The organism is Umbribacter vaginalis (assembly GCA_001552935.1).
Lineage (GTDB): Bacteria > Actinomycetota > Coriobacteriia > Coriobacteriales > Eggerthellaceae > Berryella > Berryella vaginalis.
This window is the reverse complement of sequence record KQ959672.1, coordinates 1-25,433: the sequence shown is the minus strand read 5'-3', so window position 1 is coordinate 25,433 and position 25,433 is coordinate 1. Positions and strand designations below refer to the sequence as shown.

The window sequence follows — 25,433 nt, the reverse complement described above, 5'->3', positions numbered from 1 at the left end:
GACGTGTATAAAGAATTCGAAAAGACATAAGCCACCACGTGAAGCGTGGAACGCACCTGCAAAAACTAACAAAACCATCAGGCGATATATAAGCTAACACGTAAAGCGTAAAGCGCATATTACAAAGAGCACCCATTACGGAGAACGCGTAGGTAGAGCATGCTTACAGCCTGTTCGCGCTACCTGCATCTGCTCAAGTTTCCTGTGTATGAATAAAAAACGGCACCTCGCATAAAGCAAGGTGCCGCTTGTGGCGCTCGTTCAACGAGGACGTTGTCACGATGACGCACAATTCTTTGTGCAGCTGAAACGTGCCTATTCGGCGCCAAACTCTCGTTCGAGCGTGCGAATAGTAGTAGCTCCAACAACTGCTTGGCCACCCAAGATGTAATAATGTTTTACATCTTGCTTGTACTGGTGCGCCAGCGCTTCAATAGCCGATTGATCACTGTCATCAGCCAAAATCATAACCGAATTGTGTTGTGCGCATAAAGCAGCACCACACAATGCATCGGCATAACCCCAGCCTGTAGATACAACCATGTTATTAGCGCTCATACCTTTGCTAATAAACAACTGAGCAAGTTGTGCGCTGGTGTCATATTGCGTTTCACCAGCCACACGTTGCACGCCTGCAATACCAGCATCAGCAAGCTGCGCTTCAACATCAGATGACACAACGTTTTCTCCACCAACAATGTATACGTGCTTGTAGCCACCCTTTTTGATAGTAGCAATTGTGTTGTCATCAAGAGCTGCGCTATCATAGTTTGTTAAGAAAATAGGTGCATGGTGCTCATACGCATACGAGGATGCGCTCAAAGCATCAGCATATCCCCAACTCGTAGCAATAAAGCACGTGTCGGATGGGTTTTTGATCTGCGTTGCAATGCTATTTGCCGTATCACTTGCCCACTGACCAGCAACGCGCTTTACGTGTATGTTCATATCAGCAAGCTGCTGTTCAACCGCAGAGCTTATAACATTGGTACCGCCACACACAACAACATTCTTTACCTTTAAACGCTGCAATTCGTCAATCGTTTGCGCGGGAAGCGCATCGATATTTGTTAACAATACAGGAGCATGCAAGCTGCCCGCCAGCGCATTTGCAGAAAGCGCATCAAGATAGCTGTCTTTACCTGCAAGAACTGCCTCAGCAACAGCGCCTGTTGTACCATCAAAAACGGTATTCACAATACGCTGCATTGTGTCTTCAGCGGTAGCACCCTGTACTGGTGTACATTCCTGCGGATAAGCAATCGGAGTATCGGGTGTAATAGACGGCGAAACAATGGGCGCCCACAACGCTGTAACAAGCGTGTTTTCGCTAATCGTAACCGTATCGCCTGGCTGGTGCGTAACACCATTTACCGACCAAGCTTTAAATGCGTGCTTGTCAGGAGCAGTAAACGAGCACTTCGGCAGCGTGTAGGTAGAACCCTTTGGCAGAGTAACTAACGTATCAAAGCCGTTTGTGCCTCCATTTTTCTCGTACGTAACGGTTACAGGGGCCGTCTGTAAGCTAGGCGTGTCAACCCATGACGCCTTAAACGTAAGATCCTTTTTTACAATAAACGATTCTCCTACTGCATGCAGCACATCGCGTCCGGTGTCGTGCAAAATCCAACCATTAAACACCTTGCCATCAGGAGCTTTGAACATGCATTCAGGTAAGGTGAAATCTTCGCCAGGAAAAACCTTGCTCGTTGTAGGATTAGATGCGTCTTCTTTTGTAACGTTTCTATCCAGATTTACACGTAGTTTGTCTTCCTCAGATTTTTTGTCCGTTTTGACCTCAACATCATGAAACGATGGCATTTCATCTGGATCATCGCTGTGCGGGAACTTACATGAGCACCATGTAGCACTTACATTACCTGCATAATCGACTGCTGTTACATCAATCTTATAGTAATCACACTGGTTATCGTCATTATCATAGTATGCAAGCGGCGCATATGCTTTGAGCGGGGTGCCTGGGTCGTATTCTTTGCCATTAATCTTTATGCTATGCCTTTGAATTTTACCTGGTTTAGCAGGATCCTCGCTGCGCTTATCAAAATAGGCAATGTTTACAAACAGCTGGTTTCCACTATCTGTTGAATACGGAATAGACAAGCTGTCGCCTGTTTGTTTTGCTTGTTGATCAATCTTCTCGCTCGACTCGCATTCCACTTTTAGCGTTGGCTTCACGTTATCAAGATAAATGTAATACTGATCATGGTACGTTGGCTGATATGGCTTTCCGTTAAGATCGGCAATGTGATCGGGCTGATTGCCCACATAATCAGACGCAGCCCAGTCAAGACGATCGCCATCTTCGCATGGAATAGTAACACTAAAGGGTCGCGTATTATCGCTGGTTAAATCGCCATAAATAAGGTATTCGTTCACTTGACTTTCGTTAATGCGGAACTTCCAGTTAAAGCCTCCTTTATCGCTTAGCGTTCCTTTCAGCTTCAACGGGCTCTGCTTAATGTATACGACGTTTCTCGATTCGCCAGCAGCCTGTGCATCATGACTTGAAAATACCACAGGGTTGAAGAAGTTTTTATCAATGCGCAATTCAGGACGATTCATATCCACATAAATGCATTTTCCTTCTTCAGAAACAATATTTTTCTGAGCGGACTGTTTATCATCTATAAGCTCTGGCTTCGTTGTTTTGGATTTGCCGTTTTCATCAAGGGCAATCTTATACACTTTGTAGTTTACCTGGTTAAAGCCTTGAAGAACACGAATAGGCACATAGAACATAAATTGTGGCAGGTCTTTGTTATTGTCATAGTCGTAATCATGGTGATCTTTAGTTGAGTCGCAGTAATACGTTTGGCTAAAGAGCGGTTCTAGGCCTGTTTTTCCTGGATTATACGATGTAATTTTAACAGCATACCCTGGCTGCAACTTCAAATGGTCTTTCACAACATAATAGGTATTGTTGTTGGTGTCGGTATAAGGAGTAGCCGTTGTTTTCTTCGTGCCACCGCATTCAGTAATTTGATCCAAGCCATCGCCTGCTGGTGCGCAAACTTTCGATTTTTCTACGGTTACCGCGTGATCGGTTGTAATTTTAATAACTGCAACATTCGTTTCTTTTCCCTGATCAACAACACATAAACGCTGGTCAACACTGAAGTCGTACCCATCTTCGTTACTGATGTCGTCGGTATTGGCATACAAATCGAAATCGAGCGCTGTACGTTCGCCTTCCTTGCGGAAATTGTATGTAACTACTTCTTTACCTTTGTGATTATCGCTACCGTTAATGTACGGGCGCGACATAAGTTTTGCCTGCGGTGATACGTTATAGAGCGTACCGCGTATATCAAACCCGCCATCTGCAAGAGGCTTTACCAAAGCGGCATAATCGCAATTCTTTTCCTTTTTGCCCGTGCTTGCGTTCTTGAAATACATGCTAAAGCTGCCGTCATGATGATCTTCAAGAGTTGCGGTAACCGTTTCGATAGGCGTGCCATCGTCGTAGAGAGGCTTACCATCGCTATCTTTCTTGCCTTGCTCACCTGTGTCTTCGTAGTCTATTGTTTCATCTGTGTAGGGATCTTTCTTCTGATAATGCTTCGGCTTTACCCGTGTTGGTAATACAATTTTTGACAAATCTGTTTCTATATCAGACTGTTTATAATCGATAGCCATAGTCGGTTTCTGTGTGCTTGCAGGCTCACTCGATGGCGTTGATGTGCTTGTGCTGCTTGAATGGGTGCTTGGCGCAGGAGCAATCTTTAAGTTTTGTATTACTCCCTGCTGTTTTGGGCTATTAGCGTTATCAGCATCAGAAACGCACGTGTAAGGCAGTGTTCCGCTAGCGGCTTCACCAAACTGTACCTGGAAGCGCTTCGAGAAATTCGAGCACCCGTCAAGGGCAACAATTTCAAGTGTTTTACCAGGTAGAAGCTCGTTTGTTACATCCTCAATGGTGTATTCGCTTATGCCGTTGCTCTTATCTTCAGACGTTAATTCCGCTCCAGGATTGTCTACTTTAAGCACCTTAAGCTTCTTTTGCAGATTATTTTCGCCATCAATAAAGCCAGCATCTACTTGCCATACGGGAATATATTTCGTTTCAAAGGCTTCCGGATGCAAAATTTGGTCGAAGTCGAATTCTGTTTTGCTTACATCTTTTTGCTGATGGTAACTATCACGCGCGAAAATCTTAATGCTTGCAGGGTTTGAAGCATCAACGCGCACAATTTCTGGTGCTGTGTTATCCACTTTCACAGGAATATATGACACCTGATAAGGATAATCAGGCGTTAAGCGATACTGGAATTTATACCAATACTGCCCTTCAGCAACAGACGTTAAGCCGGGGTTAATAACCTGATGCGTTGCGCTTTCACTGGTATCAAATGAAGGAACGTCAATGGTTTTCGGTGAATATACCTGTCCATCCCAACGCAAATCGGCGTTCACTTTCAGCTTTGACATTTTCATGCCTTTTGCATCATTTGCCCTGCTGTTCAAGATGCCGCGAATAAATTGCTGAACGGCAAGGGTGCGCAACACGCGCTGGCCCTTTTCGTCTTTTTGGTTCACAATTGACACTTTAGCATCGTTGCATGAACGCAAAATTAAAGGTGCAGGAACAACCGATTTATTGCGCGTGCAATTGCTAATTAAGGGGCTGTTCGATGAGTCTTGGGCACCCACTTCACTGCTTGTATCATCCGTTGTGCCTGTTGGCGTGGCAGGTGTTGCCGATGGATTTTGCGCAGCAAGATGTTTTGCCCACGCACGTACCGCGTTATAGGTTTCATTCCCTGGCCCAAAATTGGTGCTTACGTTGTTCAGCGAGAAAAACGTTGGGTCTTGCACCTGGTTCGGGTTGCCATCGGCGGTATTTTGGATAACGCCTTCTGGGTGGAACATATCGATGTCATGTTCGCCACCAACACCAACATTCAAGGTACCAGGGCGTTTAAGCTTGCCTTCTTCGTCATAGCCTACAATATGGCCAGAACGTGAGCCTTTTTCCCATGCCCACTTATCGATAATTTCTTCTGCATTCCAATTACCTGCAAAGCCCATAAACGGCATCGACAGGTCGGGTTGGTTGGCGGTTTGCGATTTGAAGCTCAAGAAGCCCTCAACGAACTTGTTAGCGTTTGCAGCTTCGCCAACATTCAAGCTACCTGCTAAATTGTAGGTGCCATGAGCAGGAACCGTAATCGTAAGCGTTGATCCATTATCGCCTGCGGCATCAAAATGCACCGAGGCTCCCTTTACTTTCACAGGATGAATTTCAGCAACGGTTTTCTTTCCTGCAGCGTTGCCTTCACCCTCAAAGTTTTCATCGAGCTTTACTTTTGATATTTCGCCATCGGTCGTAATGCTACTTGATGAAACATTAAACGTGCACGGCGCATCGGATGTATTACGCAAGGTAATGTCAAAATGCTTCGAGGCGCCTTTAATTTCGCGCAACGAAACCGCACCGTACTCGTTATACGCGCCATCACTGCCTTTAGCAGCACTTGATACCACAACATTATTTTTTAATGCCGCAAGAACATCAATAAGACCTGCTCCTTGCTGACGCGGGGAAGCAAATAAATGCCCTGCGGAACTTTGATCGCTGGTGGTTGGATCGACCATGGGGTGTGCTGTATTTTGCAGCATAATTTTCGTGAGGGTAACCAAGTCAATATTCGCTGCTACCAGGTTTGCGTCTTTTACCAGCTCTTTTAAGCGCGGGCGTATAAGCACCGTGGAAGCTGACACAAACGGCGCTGCCATTGACGTGCCGCTATCATAGGCGTAGGCGTTGTTATTCAGCGTCGAGTAAATGTTCTTACCAGGAGCAGATACATCGGGCTTCAGCAACAAGTCGGTGCGCGGGCCCCACGATGTAGAACCAGCGGGCACAACGTTGTCGCTTTCCACAAAGAAGCGGCCCGTAAAATGAAGTGGTAGCTCTTTTTCCTGGCCGATTTTCGGCTTATGAGCGTCGAACGCGTCCATGTTCGCGCTGTAATCGAGATTTTGTGCCGTAGCCGCTGGAGCGGTACCGGTAGCGGTTGCAGAAGCTGGGGCTGACGGTGCGGCAGTGCCATTCGTTGCCGCTTGAGCTGGGGTGTTCTGATTTTGATCAGCTTTGTTCGTAATCATATCCCACAGCGTTTTACCGTCATTGCCCGACAGCGAAAACACCTGTACATGCGTATGATCGTCGCGTTCATAGCCAATGGCAGGAACGGTTTTCCAGTTGTCGCGGTTGTAATACGATACCGTGTTCACAACAATAACAGCCACAGCGCCCTTGTCGCGTACTTTCTTAAACGCATATTTCATGTCGGTTGAGAAAATACGATCCATAACAACAATTTTTCCTGCAAGATCTTTTCCTGCAATATCTTCATCTTGACATTTGCCCAGGTAAATGAACTTGAAGGACTTATCTTTCATGCGTGCTTGCGGGTCGTTTGAGGTGCCCATCGCTTTGTTTTCATCAAAGAAAACGCCAATTTGTGCATAGGGGAATTCGTGTCCGTTAATAGAAACGCTTGAAAGATTGATGTGGTTGTTGCGTGCACTTGCAACAGAAATAGCGTCTTCATGCGCAGCAGTGCGCGTTTGGTTGCCAGTATCAATCATGTTCAGTGCATTATCGGGGTACAAATCCCACGAGTTGTCAGCCGCTGATGTTGCGTAGTTACCTGCGGCAACACATACGGGGATGCCAGCGTCGCGCAGGTGACGAATAGCGCTCCAATACTTTTCGCCCACAAGCCCAGTTCCGTGGAAGCCTGACGAAATGGAAATAACGTCAGCGTGGTGGCTGATGGCGTCTTCAAACGCGTGGAACATCGTTTCGTCACCAGCAAAAGCCTCGCTGATGTCGGAGTAAATTTTGTAGGACAGTATTTGCGCATTCGGAGCTACGCCCACAACGCCTTTGGTTGGATCTTTTGCATTTGCAGCAAGAATACCAGCAATATGCATACCATGAGCATCAGCATACTCTTCGCCATCATCGCCAAGCTCTTTGGTAACTTTGCCACCCGTTAAATAGTTAAAGCTATGAGGCACTTTTTCGTTGATGTAGAACTGCTTATCTTCACGACTCAGACTTGCTTCGTCCATATACCCCTTAGCACCTTTTGCATCAGGGTCGATGCGCATATCCTGATGCCATGCATCCATACCAGTATCCATATGAGCAATGCGCATACCGCGCCCATCATAATTTTGCGCAATAGGATTATCGGGATTTTGCTCGTGGAGCGCTTTCAAATATGCGATAGCTTTATCGACATTGATAAGCTTGCGCGCTTGTTCTCTTTCAACCGAACTCACAGATGTTTGGGTCGCAGCCTGATTGGATGCGGTTTCTGTGTTCTGGGCAGCTCTTGACTCTGCGTTCTGGGCATCTGCTTTATGTTGTTTGCTTAAAGGCTGCACAGCAGAGCACACTTCAACGCTCTTTACGCCTTTTGCATACCGTAGCGCCGCAGCTACCTCGGGGTACGTTTCAACAGCAACTGCCTGAAACAAGATGCTGTAATCGTACAGAACTTTAACGTCTTTCATCTGATCGAGAGCAGCTTTTACGCTTTCGCGCATGTCAGGACTGGTAAACTCAACAATGTAAGAGAATTTATCACGCTGAGGCGCTAAATAAGGTGGCGTTGTAACGCTGCCACCCCAGCGAGCAAAATTCCCCTCCTGTTCTACCGCCCGTGTGGTTACATGCAAGTTGTTGTGCGTACTTGATGCGTCCTTTACATGGTGTATAGGCTGCGTATCGTGCGTATCGCCTGATGAAGGCGCAGCATATGCACCATTGAAGGGACCTATTGCAAGCGTTGCAGCGATCAACAAGCAAATAGGCTTTTGCTTCATTCATTCCTCCTTTATAAAAGATTCCGCCTCAATTTCAGAAGTTTACCATGGCTAAATAAAATTTGAGTTCACAAATGTAAATATTATTTGGTATTTTATATAGGAAGATTATGTATATTATATATTGTTGCAGCATTTTCACTTTACTTATTATGCAGAAGTGCATATATCAAGCAAAAATATCTACTAAAGATATAGAGATATGCAGTATAAAAGTCTTTACTATTAACATGACGTATTATTACATGAAAACGGTTATGTAGTAGGCAAGCTGGTACGATCGAAGCCGTACGGTAGTATAAGCGCAAAACTGTTTCGCATGTAAAGAACTATTTCGTGCATACAATTCCGCGTCTACAGAAAAGTGCCGTGCATGCAAAACGCTACGGTGCATGCACGGCTGTTTGACAAACAATGTTCAGCGTATGTTAATCACACGTAGAAACAGAACGGTTTGCATACGCAAAAACACAATTCAAAGCCACTAAAATAAGCGCTATCGTCAAGCCAACAGGCAGCAAAACACTTATTGCTTCAACAAGTGAAGGAATATACGCCTGCCCCATTTCAAAAGCAGTTCCGTTATTTGCATATAATCCCGTTGCGATAGGATATGCCCACTCGGGCGAAGGCGCATTCGACAAACCAACAAAAAGCGTTGGTGCTGCAAAAGCTGGATACAGCAACATCATACGATGCGCCAGCATGCCGATAACGGTTGCCAACACCACTACTAAAAACATTTTATGCTGAGCGTGGCGGCGCGTAAACCACAACACCAAGGCAGCGATCAACGGGAACAGCAGTTCAACAGCGTATAACGGAGCATACACGCCCAACAAATGCAACACTTGTTGTGATGCAGGTGTGTTCTCCATGTGTAAATTCACAAACTCTGCAGCCATGAGCACAATGTGCACAAGCACAGCAACGCACAAGATAGGGCTCAGTGAGCGTGCCATACTCATGCCGCCGGCGCGTTTTGATACAGCACACACGCCAACGAGCGCAGCCGCACCACATACAAATGCAACGCAGATGAAATCGATGGGCATAATGGGGCTATGCCACCAGGTACGCGCGGAATTAAGTGCGAACAGCAAACCCTCAACAATCTGCAAAAACAACGCCGCAAGAAAGCCTATAATCATCCATACTTTCGTGTTTTTCCACGACCGCGCAAGTGCGAACAGACACACCACTGACACCACTAAAAACAAGCTAAGCGCCACCATATCCCACGTAAGCATCGATAGAGGGTTAGGATGCAAAATCATATTCAGCATGTTTTTGGGAGAGCCAAGGTCGGCAACAATTGCTGCACCTGCTCCAACGCCGCCAGCAAGGCTAATAGCTTGCGCGTAGCATGCTATGTTGCGATAACGGGTATGGTCGCGCAGGTACAAAATGGATGCCAGAAATTGAGCACCTGCTCCAAAACCCACAAGGAAAGCGAAAATAGCAATCAGAAGCCCCCAGTTATAAATGTTGCTCATGTTTGTTGTGGCAAGGAGGCCGCAGGTAAGCATCGCTATCCACGCGATGGCGCCAATGGCGGTTGCAACAAGCGACACGACGATGGCGGTGCGGTAGCGCCCAAACACAAGGGTAAGAAACGCATTCCCATTCTCGATCACGTTCGCACTCGCCGCGTTCCCGTTCTCATGAGTGCTCATGCGCGCTGTAAAATTTTCCTTTGACATGGGGCTACACCTCCTGAAGCGTGCCACGCGTTGACGATACATAAATAACTTTTGGACGCGTATTGTGCTCTTTGCCCAAAATGAAGGTTTTCTTGCCTTCCAGATATTTCGATACCGAAGAATTCGGATCGTCCAAATCGCCAAAAATACGCGCATTAGCTGGACATCCGCTACAACACGCCGGCTCTAAACCTTGAGAGGTATACTGCTTGCAAAATGTGCATTTTTCCACCACGCCATCGGGACGATGCGGCGTGTACACCAAATGGCCGTTTTCGCGATACTCCTCGGGATAACCATAAGAGTACGTTTTACCGTCGGCACTTTTGATGTCGGGCGACTTTCCCCAGTTAAACTGGCGAACATTGTAGGGGCACGCCGTCATGCAGTAGCGGCATCCAATACAGCGGTCGTAATCAACCAGCACCGTGCCCGTGTCGTCGGTGTACGTTGCGCCTGTTGGGCACACACTTTGACACGGCGCATTTTCGCAATGCTGGCAGCTAATAGGCACGAACTCCATGCGTGGAGCGCCGTTCACCTTAACCGACGTGCCGTATTCAGGCGCTCCCGGCACGAACACGCGGTTCCACCAAATGCCTTCAGGTTCGGCGTTGTGTGTTTTGCAGATAACCGCACAGCTGCGACATCCAATGCATCTATCCAGGTCAACTACCATTCCGTATCTCATGACATCACTTCCTTACGCGCGCCGCCCGCTTCCAGCAAACGCACATTACACAGACATTCGTTCCACGCCATATTGGGCGACCACACGCTCGACATGTAGTAAATTTCGTGGATGGGGTTAATCCACGGGAAAATAAGCGAGTTGTAGCTTTCCTCGCCGGTATAGCGGCTCCACCAGCCCTGATCGAAGATTACCTGCCCTGGCGCCATGCCCGGGTCGCACACAAGCGCGGCGCTGATGCGGCCACGATCGTTGTACACTTCTACAACATCGCCCTGGTGAAGTCCCTTTTCTTCCGCGTCGTGCGGGTTCATGAACGCTTTGGGCGTGTTGTTTTGGAGCTCAAGCATGAACGGGTTGTTCGAGTACGTTGAATGCACACGGAACAGACTGTTGCGCGTTACGTAGGCGAACGGGAACTTTTTCAACGCATCGGGGTCGGCTTTGAGCTCGGTGTCGACAAACGCCGGTTTGTAGCACGGAAGCTGCTCTTTGAACTGCAGGAATCGGTCTTCGTCCTTGTAGAATTCAATGCGGCCCGACTTCACGAACTTCGCCGTTTTTGGGTACGGATTGGGGCGCGACACGGTTGGGAACGGCTTGCCTTCGTGAATTTGCACATAGAAAGGAATAGCCTTTTCACCTGGGTTTGCGTGCGCCAATTTGCAGGGGCCTTTTTTCAGGTCGTCCACCGTAATGTGCTCGATGGTAGGGCCGCCGTTTTTCAACAGCGTAGCTAGCACATCTTCAGCAGCGCTTTCCGCCTGCTCAGGCGTGCATTGCGGCCATTGATTTTTGCGCTCAGGTGCCAGGCGGTTGGCAAGCTCTTTGCATATCCACAGCTCGGGGCGAGCTTCTCCAGGCGGATCAACCAACGGACGCTCAAGCTGCACCCACGGGTGCAGCGGCGTAATAACCAGCTCGGTTTTTTCGTACCAGCTGGCGCACGCAAAGGCAACATCGCTGTATTCCACGGTTTTAGTTTGTTGAAAGTCGAACGAAATAACGCATTCAAGGTCGCCCTTTTCGCGCGCGCTACGCAACCAATTTGCTACGTTATGCTGCTCGAAAGGATTACCCCACCCAACAACCAAAGCTTTAAAGCCGCTTTTCGGGAACGGGGCGCTCATGGTAGGCGTGCGGCCGTTCACCGCGTAGTGAAACGGTGCTGATGTAGCGTTTGGATTAGGCGGAACCAGCCACGATGCTGCCTTGAAACGCGTTTTGTACTGACCAACGTAGGTAGAAATGCCTGCTCCCAGCTTTCCCAGGTTGCCAGTAAGTGCTACCAACAGCGAGCACGCGCGGCCTTTGAGGTCGCCATGGTGCCACTGAATTGCTGAGCCGCCGAGGATGATGTGCAGTGGTTTGATGGTGGCGCAGTTGTGCGCGATGGTTTGAATAGTTTTAGCGGGAACGCCTGTAATGCTTTCGCCCCATTCAAGCGTGCATGGTGCAAGCGATTCGCGCAGCAGCACCATTGAGCTTTTTACGGGAATAGTGCTGCCGTTTTTGAGTGTAAGCTGGGTATTCACTTCCAGCTGAAGGTCGGGCGTGGAACCAAGATGCTCTGGGTCGACACACACAGGTGCACCATTTTTGAGCGCCACGTACACTTCGCGATATTCGGGAACGGATGGCAGCGTTAGACCAGGCACATCACGTGCAAGGACGCGTTTTCCTGTGTTCGTGTTAATGAGAAGTGGCAAGTCGGTGAAATTCGCGCAGAATTCCTTGTCATGCAGGTTGTTTTCGATGATATAGCGCGCCGCCGCTAGAGCAAACGCAGCATCAGTGTCGGGCTTGATTTGCACCCAGTCGGTCGATTTTTCGGCAGTAGCGGAATAATTAGGGTCGAAGCACACAACTTTGCCGCCCGCTTCGCGCGAAAAATTCAAGAAATGAGAATCGGGCAAGCGCGTAACCATCGGGTTCGATCCGAAAATAAGCGTATAGCGCGAATCTTCCCACGCGTAAGACTCCAGCTCTTCGCTTTGGCAACCGAAAGTTTCAGGCCAGAACATGGGAAGGTCGCCGTTGAGCTCGTAACCACCAATTGCCGACCAGCCCAGCGACTTGGTAAGGCGAATAAGCGAGCCTTTTTGGATATGACCAGTGCCCTGAACTTGCCAGATGACGCCAATGGAATCGGGGCCATATTTGCGCGCGATTTCTTGGAGCTTAGAGGCGGCAGTGTCAAGTGCATTTTCCCAGCTTGTTTGTTCCATTTTGCCCGTTTGCGCGTTGCGAACCAGCGGCTTGGTAAGGCGCTCAGGACCGTGGATCATCGTGTTAATGGACAGGCCTTTCAGGCAGCCGCGCGGGTTGTAGTGCTCGTACGGGTAGTCGGCGGCTTGCGAGACCATTTTGATTTGGCCGTCTTTGACGAACGCTTTCATTCCGCAGGAGCCCGTGCAGTTGGGAGCACAGGTGGTGCGAACCCACATGCCCTCACTGGGCGCGTTTTCTGCAAGCGATTTTGCCGCGGGAATGCCAGCGATCATACCGCCTGCAGCAAGAGCGCAGGTGGTAGCAGCAAGTCCTCCCACGAAGGCGCGGCGCGAAACGCCGTGAGGTGCAGGAGCGCCATGTTCGTCAGAGATGTCATGCCCTGCAAGCGTATCGTTTACAGGCAGAGTACGACCTTTGATGTGTTCGGTTTCTTTCATAAAACCCCCTCGTCTTAGATACAAGAAGACCTATCCCCCTCAGGCGTTGCCTCCTTGTTAATTGCCATTGTGGCAGGTAACGTAATGGAAACAAAGGGGGAATAATCCTAGCTCGACATAGGAAAATCCCTATTAACAATAAGTTTTTTAATATCTTTTTTTGAGAATAATTTTGAACTGGAAAAGATTATAAGAACTACCGTTTTAATGCCGGAGTACTGTGTGTCGGTAGAGTGTGCAGGTACGGTACTCAAAGCAAGCAAAACGCTGTCGCGACAATAGGAAAACCGAGCACGATAACAGGTGGTAACAGATGATAACTAACGACAACAGGTGGTAACAAATGGTAACGGACGACAACAGGTGGTAACAGACGACATACAGCTTTAACCAAATACACGCACTGTCAAATACACGCATTGCACACCTTATACAAAGTCCAAACACTAAAGCCCCAACAAGCCGTGTTGAGCTGCATATGCAAACAATTCTGGCTTAGAATCAAGCCCAAGCTTTTGCATAATTTTTGTTTTCTGGCTTTCGACTGTTTTAACTGACACCGATAACGCTTCTGCAATAGCAGTATTTGAATACCCTTGAACAGCTAGTGTTACCAATTCGCTCTCACGAGGCGTTAATACACATTGCGCTCCTGTTTGATTTTTCTGCATCGACTGCTGCACAAAACCGCTCATCATTGCTTCGCAGACATACATTTCACCAGCAGCTGCGCGGCGTACCGCATTTACTAATTCAGTATCGGAAGAGCTTTTCAGCACATAACCCATAGCTCCCAAACGAAACGCTTGTAACAAATACTCCAGTTCCGCATGCATGGTAAGCATTACAACGCGACACGGCAAATCGGCATCGACAATTCGCTGAGCAAGCAGCAAGCCGCGCTTTTCACCACCCATTGAAATGTCACTCACTACTACTTTAGGGCGAGCAGTTGAGGCTTTCAACAAAGCTTCATCCATATCAGCTGCTTCATCAACCACCTTAAAGTCGGGTTGTTGCTCAAGAATCATGCGAAAGCCTTTACGCACCATCGCATGATCGTCAGCTAAAAGGATTGATATCATCACTCCTCCTTGGTACATTCCGTTGATGATGTATGTGCGTCAGCAGAAACAGCAGCAAGTTCCTGACAAGCAGACGATGCAGGTGCTTCATGATCTGCCGATGCAGCAGATGACGCAGGTGCAGTGCTATCTGCCGACGCGACAGTAGACGCAGGTATCTCATCATCTGCCGAGGTCACAGGCAATCCAGGCGCTTCTTCATCTGCCGATGCAGCAGATGACGCAGATGCAGCACTCAGACATAAGGTAACAGTAGTACCAGCTCCATGCGTCGACGTAATCGTAAATTTGCCACCCACCAACAACGCTCGCTCACGCATGCCTTCAATTCCTAATCCTGTTCCAAATGCGCGAATGTTGTCAGTATCAAATCCACAACCTGCATCTTCAACACGCAAGTGCACATACTGGCTCGTTTGGCGCAACAACACGGTAATATGTTCTGAGCCAGAGTACTTACATGCATTCGACAGCGCCTCTTGAAAAATACGATACACTACAATCTCGCGCTCTTCACCCAACGGCAAAACATCGTCGATCTGTGCATCAATCGTCACACCAAACGCCGAAGAACACGTGCTACATAAATCGCGCATTGCGGCAGCAAGCCCCAGCTCATCAAGAGAAGGAGGCCGTAGCGCCTTTGCCATAGCACCAATGTGCGATATAACATCGCGCAGCTGTTCGCTTGCGTGGCGCACTTCCGCGCGCCATTCATCACCAGTCACATATTTCAGTTTGCGCAAGCTCATTTGTGCCAACAGAACCTCTTGTGAAATTCCATCATGGAGCTCGCGTGCAATACGACGGCGCTCATCTTCTTGTGCCTGAATAATGCGCTGTGAGAGTTCAGAATATGCGAAACCTTTTTGTCGGCCACGAACACGTAATGGTGGAATAAGCGAAAGCTCGAGCTGCAGCTCATGAGCAACAAAACGCTCTACTTCCCACGTAAATGCATCATCAAAACTACGAACGCTACGAAACGCACAAATAAAAATGGTAACGATATTTTGTTTGTCCATCAGCGGAAACGCTATAAAACTTTGAAGCGCTTCGGCTACGACAATAGGATACTGAAACCGTTCATTTTCAGGAATGTCATCGGCAACACTATCAACAATCAAGCAGCGCTTAAGTGCGTATGCTTTACCAAGCGCGCCCACACCCGCTGGCAAGCGAATCATCTCGAAATTATCATTGGTTGAGCCACTTGCAAGCGACCAATCAAGCACATTGAGTGCGTCAGATGGCACGAGCGATACACCAACAAAGTCGAAGCCAAACCGTTTGCGCACATGATGTGCGGCATCTGTCAATATCTGGGAAAGAGACGACGTGCTGCCAGAGTATGCAGTTGCAGCAGGCTTTTGAGATGTCGACTGTCGAAACGACGACGTAGATGTATCAACCGCACGCTGTGAACGCTGATTCATATACCCCTCCTTATGCCATATGCCTATGCAATTATACAAACAATCTGTGTACTGCCTATAAGGATATCCGTTAGTATTCGTAATCATACACGCTTATTTATATTACGCGCATGCACAACTAATACAGTATCGATTACGCCTACTAAGGGTGTTTCGTACATGCACAATATACACACTTACACAATGTCACACTTACACCGTTGCCGCACAACCAGGCCTATTTTTGAGTGATGTGGTCGTACGCTATTAAGCACCCTCATTGTTTGTTATTTGCTCTATCATATGGTCGTATCCTTTCAATGCGGCAAATGGCATGAATAAACTCGGCCTCATAGGATCATTTTCTGGCTGCGGAAAACCCTCTTTATGAACGCGTTCCAAAATAGCTGACACCACCGTCGAGCGTTTTTCCCTTTCATAAAAGGGAAGTGAACACCATTCATCGCATATCATCAAGGCCGACAGCTCATTTTCAAGCTTTTCAAACTGCGCTAATATACTCTGTTGATCTATACTCACCCGAACTAAACACCACCTCTCTTATGGCTCTTTCCTAACTTTTGTTTCCTGACTTTTATTTACGCATTGTTTTTGTTCAATATATAGCGGATGTCTGTTATCGTGTTTTGTCACTACGTAGTGCCAATATTCAGCGCATTACCGATGTTGATTATGATGCACGAGTTGCTTTTCGATAATTGCCGATGAATTTTGATCTCCTTATCCCGCTTTAATTTCGCAGCGCTTATTTATTGGTCGCAGCTCTCTTATATACTCCTTTTTACTCCTTTTTTACTCCTTTTTTACTCCTTTTGTTGCACCCAAACTCTTCACTACAGCTAATATTTATAACAAACAGATTAAGCACGATGGCCTCCTATTTGTTTATTACGAATACGCGCATTTGCCTCGGGGCGCAAACTCGTAGCTTTAAGCAAATAATTTGCCCCAAAACGCTTACGAATATCAACAATAGTTTGCGGCAATTTCTGTAATTCTGATGGGCTATCACTGCAGCACGGCAGCGCAGAGGCGCATGTATCCGATAAACATAAACCGGTAAAATTCAACTGTACGCGCCGGATAGTAGCATTGGCGGGAATATGCGCTTCATATAAACGCTTAAAGGCAGCATAGAGCTGCTGTTCATTATTGGTTGGTACGCACAGCTTACTTGAAAATGAATGTATTCTGCGCTTAAACTCGCCGCTTGTATTACTCTCCATTATGCGCGCAAAGTGCATAGAAAATCCAATATTCAGCGACACTCCCGATGCATATATACGCTGACGTACCAAATCAAGCGATGACTCTGTTGTCATTTCATGCAAAATCGTAAACACTTCCTGATACGTATAATCTCGCATAAACACTTGCCCATTAGTTATACTATGCACTTTTGGCGTATATGCCTTAATGCGCGGGATAGTCATACACTCTAAACCCCAGGCATGCTCAAGAAGGTATCGGCCATTTTTGCCAAATTCTTTCAAAATAAGATTTTTAGGCATGCTACACACGCCAGCAAGCGTATCAATGCCAAGTTTTGCCAGATGTTGCTGCGTGCCTTTACCAATACCCCAAATATCCGTAAGAGGTGTATAAAACCAGATATATTTCTTAAACAGCTGACTATTCAACATGCCGATGCCGTTTTTGCAATGCTTTGCGCGAATATCAAGCGCTACTTTAGCAAGGAACAAATTCGTGCCTATACCAACCGTTGCTGTAATATGGGTTTTCATAAGTACCGCTTGCTGCAAACGTTGCGCAAACTCTATAGCGGATACCTGATAGAGCTTCAAATAAGGCGATATATAAATAAAACATTCATCAATGCTGTAGGGATATAAGTCGACTGGAGCAACAAATGATAAATAAATATCAACAATGCGCGCTGATATATCCATGTAATGCTTCATGCGAGGTGGCGCCACTTCGTACGAAATACCAGGTGGTATATCGTTAATACGACAACGATTAGCAACACCAAGTTGCTTCATAGCAGGAGTAATAGCCAAACAAATAGTATTGTCGCTTCGGGTTGGATCAGCTACCACTAAATTTGTTGTAAATGGATTAAGTCCTCTATCAGCACATTCGACACTTGCATAAAAAGTTTTTAAGTCGATACACATATATAAAGGCTGTTCAGAGGCGATTAATGAAGAAGTTGTAAACACATCAAGGTTGTCATCATGTTCATTCATTACAGATCGCCTCCTTTTTAACTCTACACGCAAGCGCTTAACGAAATGCATTACAACCCAATATGACAGCCCAATGCGCGACAGTTCAACGCGTTACAGCACGTCATCTTCACTAATCAGCCAATCTTCATAACAACGTTGAAGCTCGTTTTTCATATCCTGAGACATTTTTTTCTTGTCGCTATACTTTTCTTTCCACGTAACAAACTGTGATGACTCAAAAAAGGCGCTGGTATCGAAATTCGCATTAGTAATACGATGCCATGCAGCTACAATCAATTGAGTAAGATGTACTAGCTCATCACGAGAAGCAGATGATACAACAGGCTCACGCTTCTGTTTTGTTTGCTTATCGGGCTCAACATACCAATCCTCACATGTTATGACGTGATAACCGCTAAACTCCTGTGAGTTTTCTATAAGGTAAACATAGAATTGCAATTGACGCTGATAAGCCGCTGTAGGGGTAGTTATCTTTTTAGTTGATAGGCTTGTTTTATAGTCAATCAACTTAATTGTTTTGTCTTGTTCGTTAATTTGTAACAAGTCGCATTTTCCGTACAAAGGCACTTCGTTATTAACCACTGCCGTTAACTCTACTTCAGTACGCAACAAACACTGATCACTATAACCACGGGCTATTTCAGGCGTTATATGTACAATAGCGATAAATCTATCCAAACAACGAATTACATCTTCTTGTTCAAAATCGAGCGCTGCCACGCGATTAATATAATATGAAATCAAACTATATATATTGTCTGATTGATTCGCAGCGCCAGTATCATATTTATCAGTTGTCACCTGTAAGGGTAATGGTGTTTGTGCTGCATCTTGCACAGACATATTTTCTAGTGTGCCATTGTTCGTACAATACGCACGTAATTCCTGTAAAGCGTCAGTTGATAACAGAGTGCGCAATTCTTTATCTACCGCATCAAGTCCATATTTGTTTGCATACTGTACATAATCTTCAAAATAAGCGTGCACTAAACTACCAAACTCAAGACTGATAGAAGGAGCTTGCGGAAGCGCCAATAACCTCTTATGCGCAAAACAAGCGCTTCCCAGATTTTCAGGAGAACACCCAGTACAACTGACAAAATCATTCAAAGCACTCACCGATAATGCGCGCGGAGGCAAATACGGTGTAAGAAGCGCTCTCAATTCAGGAGAATTAAGCTCGTATGATTGCTCCCACGATGTTTGCAACGCAGCGCTTATATCTTGTACATCAAGCGTTATATCAGTAGATGTAACAAGCTCATTAAGTTCGGGCAAAGTATTACCACCAACACGCGATATTTTCAGATAATCCTTTGCGCGTGTCACAGCTACAAATAACAACCGCCTCACGTCGTCATCGTTTTTGTCGTTGCTTACTAAGATATTGTCAGGGAAAAGACACACGCCTTTTCCTGCCTGTGTTGAATACCATGTTTTATCTGCAGCATCAATTAAATACACTAAATCGAATTCTAAGCCTTTCGAACTATGAGCTGATGTTAAGCGCACGGCGTGTTGCGTGCCAACTTGTAATGATGCTTCAACAAACACTGAATAGCTGGCTGCTTCATCCATACAGTGCACAATATCACTTAAACGCAAAGCGCGCTGTAAGGCATAACGCGACTCCAGTTCATCATTAACAAATAAGAGTAAAGCACGTATGCCACTGTTATATTCAGCAAGTGCATAAGGATTATCTTCGCTATGACGTTGATAATATAAGCGTGATTTCGCAGTAATATCAAAAATAAGCTGACGAACAGGCGCTTCTAAGGCTCGTCTTGACCATTCCTGTAATGAATTATGAAGCTCCTGCAAACGCTTATTGTCGGTTTCCTTCAAAGCACGCAACCAGTTACCCCTATAATGTTTTTTTGCGTTAAGAGCAAACATAATACTTGATACGTTATCGCCGCCCCATTCAGGAGATGCAACAATTTGTGGTAAATAGGTAGCTGCTAAATCCTCTTTGCCTGCACTATACGCAGACACACAGCGCAAAAGTGCTAATGTTGTTTGCAGCGACTCCATCGTAAACACATTCGCTTTATTGGAATAGGAATAGGGGATATCAAACTTATTCAAAAATGGGATAAGTTTCTTAAGCATCTTATGAGTATTAGCAATCACAGCGATAGCTTCATCAGGTTTTTTAGCGTTTTCTATAAAGTTATCATCAATATGGCGTTTAATATCTTGGGCAATAGCAAAGTACTCTTGGTCTTCACTTAAAAATACCTGCTCTTCGAAGCTTGTTTGTGTTCCGTGTTCACGAAAAGCTTCTATTTGTTTATCCTGAGTGCTTTCAGGAAGGCGCTGTTCAATATACTGTGCGATGCGCGAGCCCATAGCAACAATATCAGGCGTTGAACGATAATTTGTTTTAAGCACAACACGCTTAGGAGTAAATCGTTCACAAAACTGGCCTATGCAAGCAATACTTGCTCCTTGAAAACGCATAATTGCTTGATCGTCATCGCCCACCACCATAATATTTGGTTTCTCAACACCATCTGCAAGCAGTTCTACTATGCCCATTTGCGCACTGTTAGTGTCTTGAAATTCATCAACTTGAATGTAGCGATATTGCTCCTGAAGCGCATATTTTAATTCTGGTGTTGCACGTACAACTGTTAAGAAATCCATAATCATATCATCATAGTCGTGCAAACCCGACTGCTCTAAATGCTGCTGATATTGTGCATATATATCTGCTGCAACCAAGCCTTTTTCGCTTACACTCACGCACTTTAACTCAATGTTATGATTAGCATCTTTTCTGAAAAGCACTTTGCGTAATTCTTGAAAACCACTCGTGGACGTACCGTCCGTAAGTTCATGATTGTCAAGATAACGCATAAGCCAGCATAAATAAGGCTCGTACACGCCAGGCACACTGCATACATAGTCTGTTAGCTCCTTAGGTGCTGTTTTACATAGCATGTAAGCCTGTTCCTGAAACGACTGAATGATGTCATACTTGTCTTTCTTATTAAGAGGCAGGGTAAGCAACTCCATGAACGTAGAATTGCGCGCAAGATATAGTCCAGTATCATACGTTTGCTGCATAATGGCTTTATACTCTTGTGACGAAATAGCATGGCGCTTCATAGTAGAAATAAACGTTTTAACAGCGCCAATATTATTGGCAATACCATTACTTATACCAGCAAGGCAGTTATCGTATCGCAGATCCTTCAACAACTTGTCAATAAGCTTGGTCTGTTGTAATGAACTAATAAGAACAGTGCGAGATTTTTCACGAAAATACTCTGAATACTTACTGCGGCATGAGCACGCAAAAGCATGAAATGTTGATACCTCTATGTTGTAACCATCACGCCCGATAAGCTCGATGAGGCGCTTTGTCATAGCCTCGGCACCAGCTTCAGTATACGTAAGGCATAAAATATTCTGCGGTTGTATATCTCTGTGCGCTAAGATATTTGCTGCTCTCAGGCTTAACAACTGAGTTTTCCCTGTTCCAGGTCCAGCAATTACCATAAGCGGCCCATCAATACACTCTACTGCCTCGCGTTGCTGCGGATTTAAACGCTCAAAACCTGCTGTAAACGCATCCATCGTGTCCCCTTTCACGCTTCATATCGTGATTTTCCCTTATTTACCTACATAAACATACATTTACGCGAGATGCACATACTCCTATGCCGCTATTCATGCACATATCCTAGTACCTGAAGCCGTCACTCTTACCACTCCATGCGCTTTATGTGTTGATGCCATGTTGTACCATTTGCTCATAACACAAGTGCTGTTACGCTTTATGTGTTCACGCGCTTTGTGCCTCTGACACGTGTTTTATGCCTCTGATACTGCTCCTCATATAATCCTGTGAGTATTGACTACCAATAATCATTGCTGTCCCTAATCTATGTGCAGCATCGTTCGAGATAAAACGCTTATAAATTGCACCGTGCCCAAGCTTTAACACAACAAGTATGCCTCTTTGTTCGTTATCATAATAGCGTATATTTGTTCGATAAATAGCGAGAATTTTAAAAAAATTATACCGATTGATATCTTTAATTGACGTGTTCCCATATTCCTGAAATACATATGATAACGATGCATAACTCAACTCATATAAAAAATATGATACGCACCATCAGCCCTCTGAGAAAAGCAAAACCACCCCACAGAGCCTCCATACCACCCAAAAAGGGTGTGTTAAAGTTGCTAGGTTCTCCTGCATAATCGCATACAGGGTAAGCGAACGCGTACATTTCTACCCTGTATAGCTACACCGTGTACCTCGTAAAAAACATGTTCAGGCTCACAAAAGTGCCCGTAAGTACGACTCGTTACGAAGCCTAGCTACACAATGTATCTATGCAAGGTACCTGTACTGCATGCACCGCATGTCCAACGTTCGCAGTGTTCGCAACATGTACAGCATGTCAAGCGTTCACAGCGTACACAGCATGTACCGCGGGTTCGTCGTTAGCAACGTACAACACATCCAGCATGCAGTGCATGTACGGCGTTTTCGCCATTACCCCAACAACAAAAGAGAGAGGGAGAAAGTATGGCTAACGAGCATCAATCGCCATCTGCCAACGAAAACGATGGTGGTGCGGCGGCCGCGCATGCGCAAACAGCGCCCAAGTCGCAAAAAAAGAAACTCATCGTTGGCGTTATCGTTGTTGTGATTGTAGTTTTAGCGGTAGCGTTCTGGAAATGGCATGAGCAGCCAACGTTTTGCAACAGTGTCTGCCACACGCCAATGGACAGCTACGTGGAAAGCTACTATCAAAACAACGTGGCAAGCCTTGCAAGCGTTCATGGAAAAGCAGGAGTTACGTGTTTGACCTGCCATCCAGCTAAAATCGACGAGCAAATTAACGAAGTTACCAAGTGGATAAGCGGTCATTACGCCTATGACAAAGAAACGGGCAAACTGCTATCTCACAGCGCAAAATATGCAACACCGGAAACGTGTTTGCGTTCTGGCTGCCATAATATGACGCTTGCCGATCTTGAAAAGAAAACCAAAAACATGCCGTGGAATCCGCACGCGTTTAGCCAACATGGTGTTACCAACTGCGGCGATTGCCACAAAGCGCACGAACAGTCGGTAATGATTTGCTCGGAATGTCACCGACCAGCCGCTGAACATGTTCCTGAAGGGTGGGCGGCGCTTCCCTATCGCCCAGACCACGAGGCAACTATTCCATTTCATGCGAAAGGTTAAGGGTGCACCATTATGAAAAGCAACACTTCAAACAAACATTTAAGCCGCCGTACGTTTTTGGAAAGCGCCCTTGCTATTGGCGCTGCAGCTGCGGCAACAACCCTTACTGGTTGTGGAACGCCACACTCGTTTGCCGAAGAGAAAGAAAAGAACAAGCTTGACGGCGGTGCGTTCGACATCGTGATTGTAGGAGCCGGTGGCGCGGGCATGGCGGCGGCAATTGGCGCCGCTGACCAGGGTGCAAAAGTTATCGTTCTCGAAAAAATGCCTGTTGCGGGCGGTAATACCTGCTTTGCAGAAGGCGGCATGAACGCCTGCTGCACGCGCTTCCAAAAACAAGCGGGCGTACAAGACTCCGTTGAGTTGATGGTGAACGACACCTACAAAGGTGGCCACCAAAAAGGGAAAATGGAGCTTATTCAGCACCTGTGCGAAAATTCAAACAGCGCGATTGACTGGCTCGATTCAATGGGTATCACCCTCTCGAAGCTAGGTATGTCGGGCGGCGCGTCCGTAAAGCGCATGCATCGTCCTGCAACCGGCGAAGCAGTGGGCAAGTTCATCGTTAAGGGTATGGTGAAGCAATGTCAAAAACGCGGCATTGGCATTATTTGCAACACTAAAGTAGAAGAAATTCTCATGCAAGACGGCAAAGTTGCTGGTGTTCGTGCGCGTAACCCTCAGGGTTTGGAGATTTCATACCACGCGCGTGCAGTTATTGTTACGACAGGCGGTTTTGGCGCAAACCACAAGATGATTGCACAGTATCGCCCCGAGCTGATTGATGCAGTAACCACCAATCAGCCAGGCACCCAAGGCGACGGCCTCGTATTTTCGCAGGCAGTTGGCGCGGACATTGTGGACATCGGAGAAATCCAAGTGCACCCAACCGTTGAGCAGTCAACGGCAACGCTGCTGTCAGAAAGCATCCGCGGCGACGGCGCCATTCTTGTGAATTCAAAGGGCGAGCGTTTTGGCGATGAAATGCGCACACGTGACGTGGTTTCGCAGTCGGAATGGGCGCAGCCTGGAAAATTTGCGTGGGCTGTGTTCGACAAAACAGTGCACGATAACAACTTGTCGATCAAAGAAAAGTTTGTACCGCGCAAGCTTATCCAGATAGCAGACGACTTCAATAGTCTTGCAGAAAAAATGAAGGTACCTGCGGCAACGTTTGCGGCTACCGTCACGTCGTACAACAACAATATCGCGCAGGGTGTGGCTGACCCCTTTGGGCGCACAAAGAGCCTGAATCCGCTGGTAAAGCCACCATATTGTGCAGTTAAAGTGGCGCCTGGCATTCACCATTGCATGGGTGGTCTGCGCGTGAACGCCAAGGCAGAGGTGCTTGACAAAAACGGGAAGTCAATTCCGGGTTTGTTTGCCGCAGGAGAAGTGACAGGCGGCCTGCATGGTGGCAACCGTCTGGGCGGAAACGCAGTGTGCGACATCAACGTCAACGGGCGTCAAGCGCAAGACACCGCATTAAAATTCTTGAAGCAATAAGCTGCGAAAACGGCAGCGTCGCTGCGGACTGAGCTGCGAGGCGGTTTTCCCGTGTCGCGTGGTTCGGATGCGGGAACGTGGTGCGCGTAACTGTGGAACTGGTGCCAGTGGCGTTTGGCATTGGTGGGCGGTTATGCAACTGGCGAGAACGCTCCTAACGGACGTTAGCGCGGCTTGCAGGAGTTCCTGACGGGCGTGCGCGCGCCTCTCAAGGGCGTTCGCAAGCCGTTCCCAACGGATGTTCCTAACGAGCATCCAGAAACGTATTGCTGCAGTTCACAAGGTTGTTGATGCAGCTTGCGAGGGTGCTCACAGCGCCTGCACAAAACATACATGATTTATAGCCGAATCTGCCTTAGGCGAGTTCGGCTTTTTTGCTATTCTGCGCCGCATTCGCGCACGCAACGTATACAATAAAGCGGGGTGTGTTTCGAAAGAGAGAAGAGAAACCAAGCGTGCAAGCACAATCGTTACGCGACTTTTTCAGTGTATTGAGAGCTCGATTCTCGGTATGCTTTTTCGGCATAATAGCGGTAAGCGTCTGGATACAATGCTGCTTTTACCAGCATCCTTTTAGCGAGAATGCGCAGGAAAGCTCACTGATTGGCAGCATATCGCGGGCGGCACTTATTGTGTTGCTTATCGTAGCTTTTGTGTGCGGTCACTTTAATGAACGCGAACAAAAACTAGCTGACTGGCTTTCGGTAAGCACACTTACCGTGACGGCGGCGCTGTATGTTGCGCAAAACGAAATCCCACATCTACCGGTAACGTTGCTTGAAACCTTACTTGCCGGCATTGGCATTGCGTGGGGTATCGGCATGTGGATGCGCTTTTACGAGCGGCTTCAGCCTGATGAGGCGCTTGTTTATACGTTCATATGTCTTGCGCTGAGCTCGGTTATAAATTTTTGCATGACGCTGATGCCGCACGTCATGTGTTATGTGCTATGCATCTTTTTGCCGATTGTGTCATACGTAGCCTACCATCAGGCAATGCGCGAACTCGATAAACGCAATGCGCAACAAATGTTTCACGTGAAACATAAT

At 46.7% G+C, this 25,433-nt stretch carries 12 protein-coding genes; 3 read left to right on the top strand and 9 right to left on the bottom strand.

All coding sequences use genetic code 11. The features are described 5' to 3' along the window. Positions 1-315: 315 nt before the first annotated feature. From HMPREF3190_RS00280 to HMPREF3190_RS00240, 9 genes are all read right to left on the bottom strand, one after another. Positions 316-7,863 carry a cell wall-binding repeat-containing protein gene (locus HMPREF3190_RS00280; RefSeq protein ID WP_066779047.1) on the bottom strand — a complete coding sequence of 2,516 codons (7,548 nt, stop codon included), beginning with the start codon at positions 7,861-7,863 and terminating at the stop codon, positions 316-318. A 428-nt stretch (positions 7,864-8,291) separates the two neighbouring features. After that, complete coding sequence (gene nrfD / locus HMPREF3190_RS00275; RefSeq protein WP_066779044.1) at positions 8,292-9,566, bottom strand: NrfD/PsrC family molybdoenzyme membrane anchor subunit; 1,275 nt, start codon at positions 9,564-9,566, stop codon at positions 8,292-8,294. Between the two features lie 4 nt (positions 9,567-9,570). Continuing rightward, positions 9,571-10,257, bottom strand: a complete 687-nt coding sequence (locus HMPREF3190_RS00270; protein ID WP_066779042.1) for a 4Fe-4S dicluster domain-containing protein — start codon at positions 10,255-10,257, stop codon at positions 9,571-9,573. Continuing rightward, on the bottom strand, positions 10,254-12,926 hold the full coding sequence (locus tag HMPREF3190_RS00265; protein WP_082715019.1) for a molybdopterin-dependent oxidoreductase: 2,673 nt from the start codon (positions 12,924-12,926) through the stop codon (positions 10,254-10,256). The genes HMPREF3190_RS00270 and HMPREF3190_RS00265 overlap by 4 nt, the downstream gene beginning before the upstream one ends. A gap of 446 nt (positions 12,927-13,372) precedes the next feature. Continuing rightward, positions 13,373-14,011, bottom strand: a complete 639-nt coding sequence (locus HMPREF3190_RS00260) for a response regulator transcription factor (protein ID WP_066779039.1) — start codon at positions 14,009-14,011, stop codon at positions 13,373-13,375. Further along, on the bottom strand, positions 14,011-15,447 hold the full coding sequence (locus tag HMPREF3190_RS00255) for a GAF domain-containing sensor histidine kinase (RefSeq protein ID WP_066779036.1): 1,437 nt from the start codon (positions 15,445-15,447) through the stop codon (positions 14,011-14,013). Before HMPREF3190_RS00255 ends, HMPREF3190_RS00260 begins: the two co-directional genes overlap by 1 nt. A 246-nt stretch (positions 15,448-15,693) precedes the next feature. Next, positions 15,694-15,966 (bottom strand): hypothetical protein, encoded by a 273-nt coding sequence (locus tag HMPREF3190_RS00250; RefSeq protein WP_066779029.1) that lies wholly within the window; start codon positions 15,964-15,966, stop codon positions 15,694-15,696. Between the two features lie 341 nt (positions 15,967-16,307). Beyond that, the gene (locus HMPREF3190_RS00245; RefSeq protein ID WP_066779027.1) at positions 16,308-17,657 is read right to left on the bottom strand and encodes a Y-family DNA polymerase; all 1,350 of its coding nucleotides are present in this window, start codon (positions 17,655-17,657) and stop codon (positions 16,308-16,310) included. Between the two features lie 93 nt (positions 17,658-17,750). After that, the gene (locus HMPREF3190_RS00240; protein WP_066779025.1) at positions 17,751-21,248 is read right to left on the bottom strand and encodes an ATP-dependent DNA helicase; all 3,498 of its coding nucleotides are present in this window, start codon (positions 21,246-21,248) and stop codon (positions 17,751-17,753) included. Between the two features lie 964 nt (positions 21,249-22,212). Between HMPREF3190_RS00240 and HMPREF3190_RS00235 the strand changes: the two genes are divergently transcribed. From HMPREF3190_RS00235 to HMPREF3190_RS00225, 3 genes are all read left to right on the top strand, one after another. Continuing rightward, a complete protein-coding gene (locus HMPREF3190_RS00235; RefSeq protein WP_066779024.1) occupies positions 22,213-22,878 on the top strand; it encodes a cytochrome c3 family protein in 666 nt (221 codons plus the stop codon). Between the two features lie 12 nt (positions 22,879-22,890). Continuing rightward, the gene (locus HMPREF3190_RS00230) at positions 22,891-24,384 is read left to right on the top strand and encodes a flavocytochrome c (RefSeq protein WP_066779021.1); all 1,494 of its coding nucleotides are present in this window, start codon (positions 22,891-22,893) and stop codon (positions 24,382-24,384) included. 425 nt (positions 24,385-24,809) lie between these two features. Next, on the top strand, positions 24,810-25,433 hold a 624-nt coding region (locus HMPREF3190_RS00225), incomplete at its 3' end, for a hypothetical protein (protein WP_156425661.1).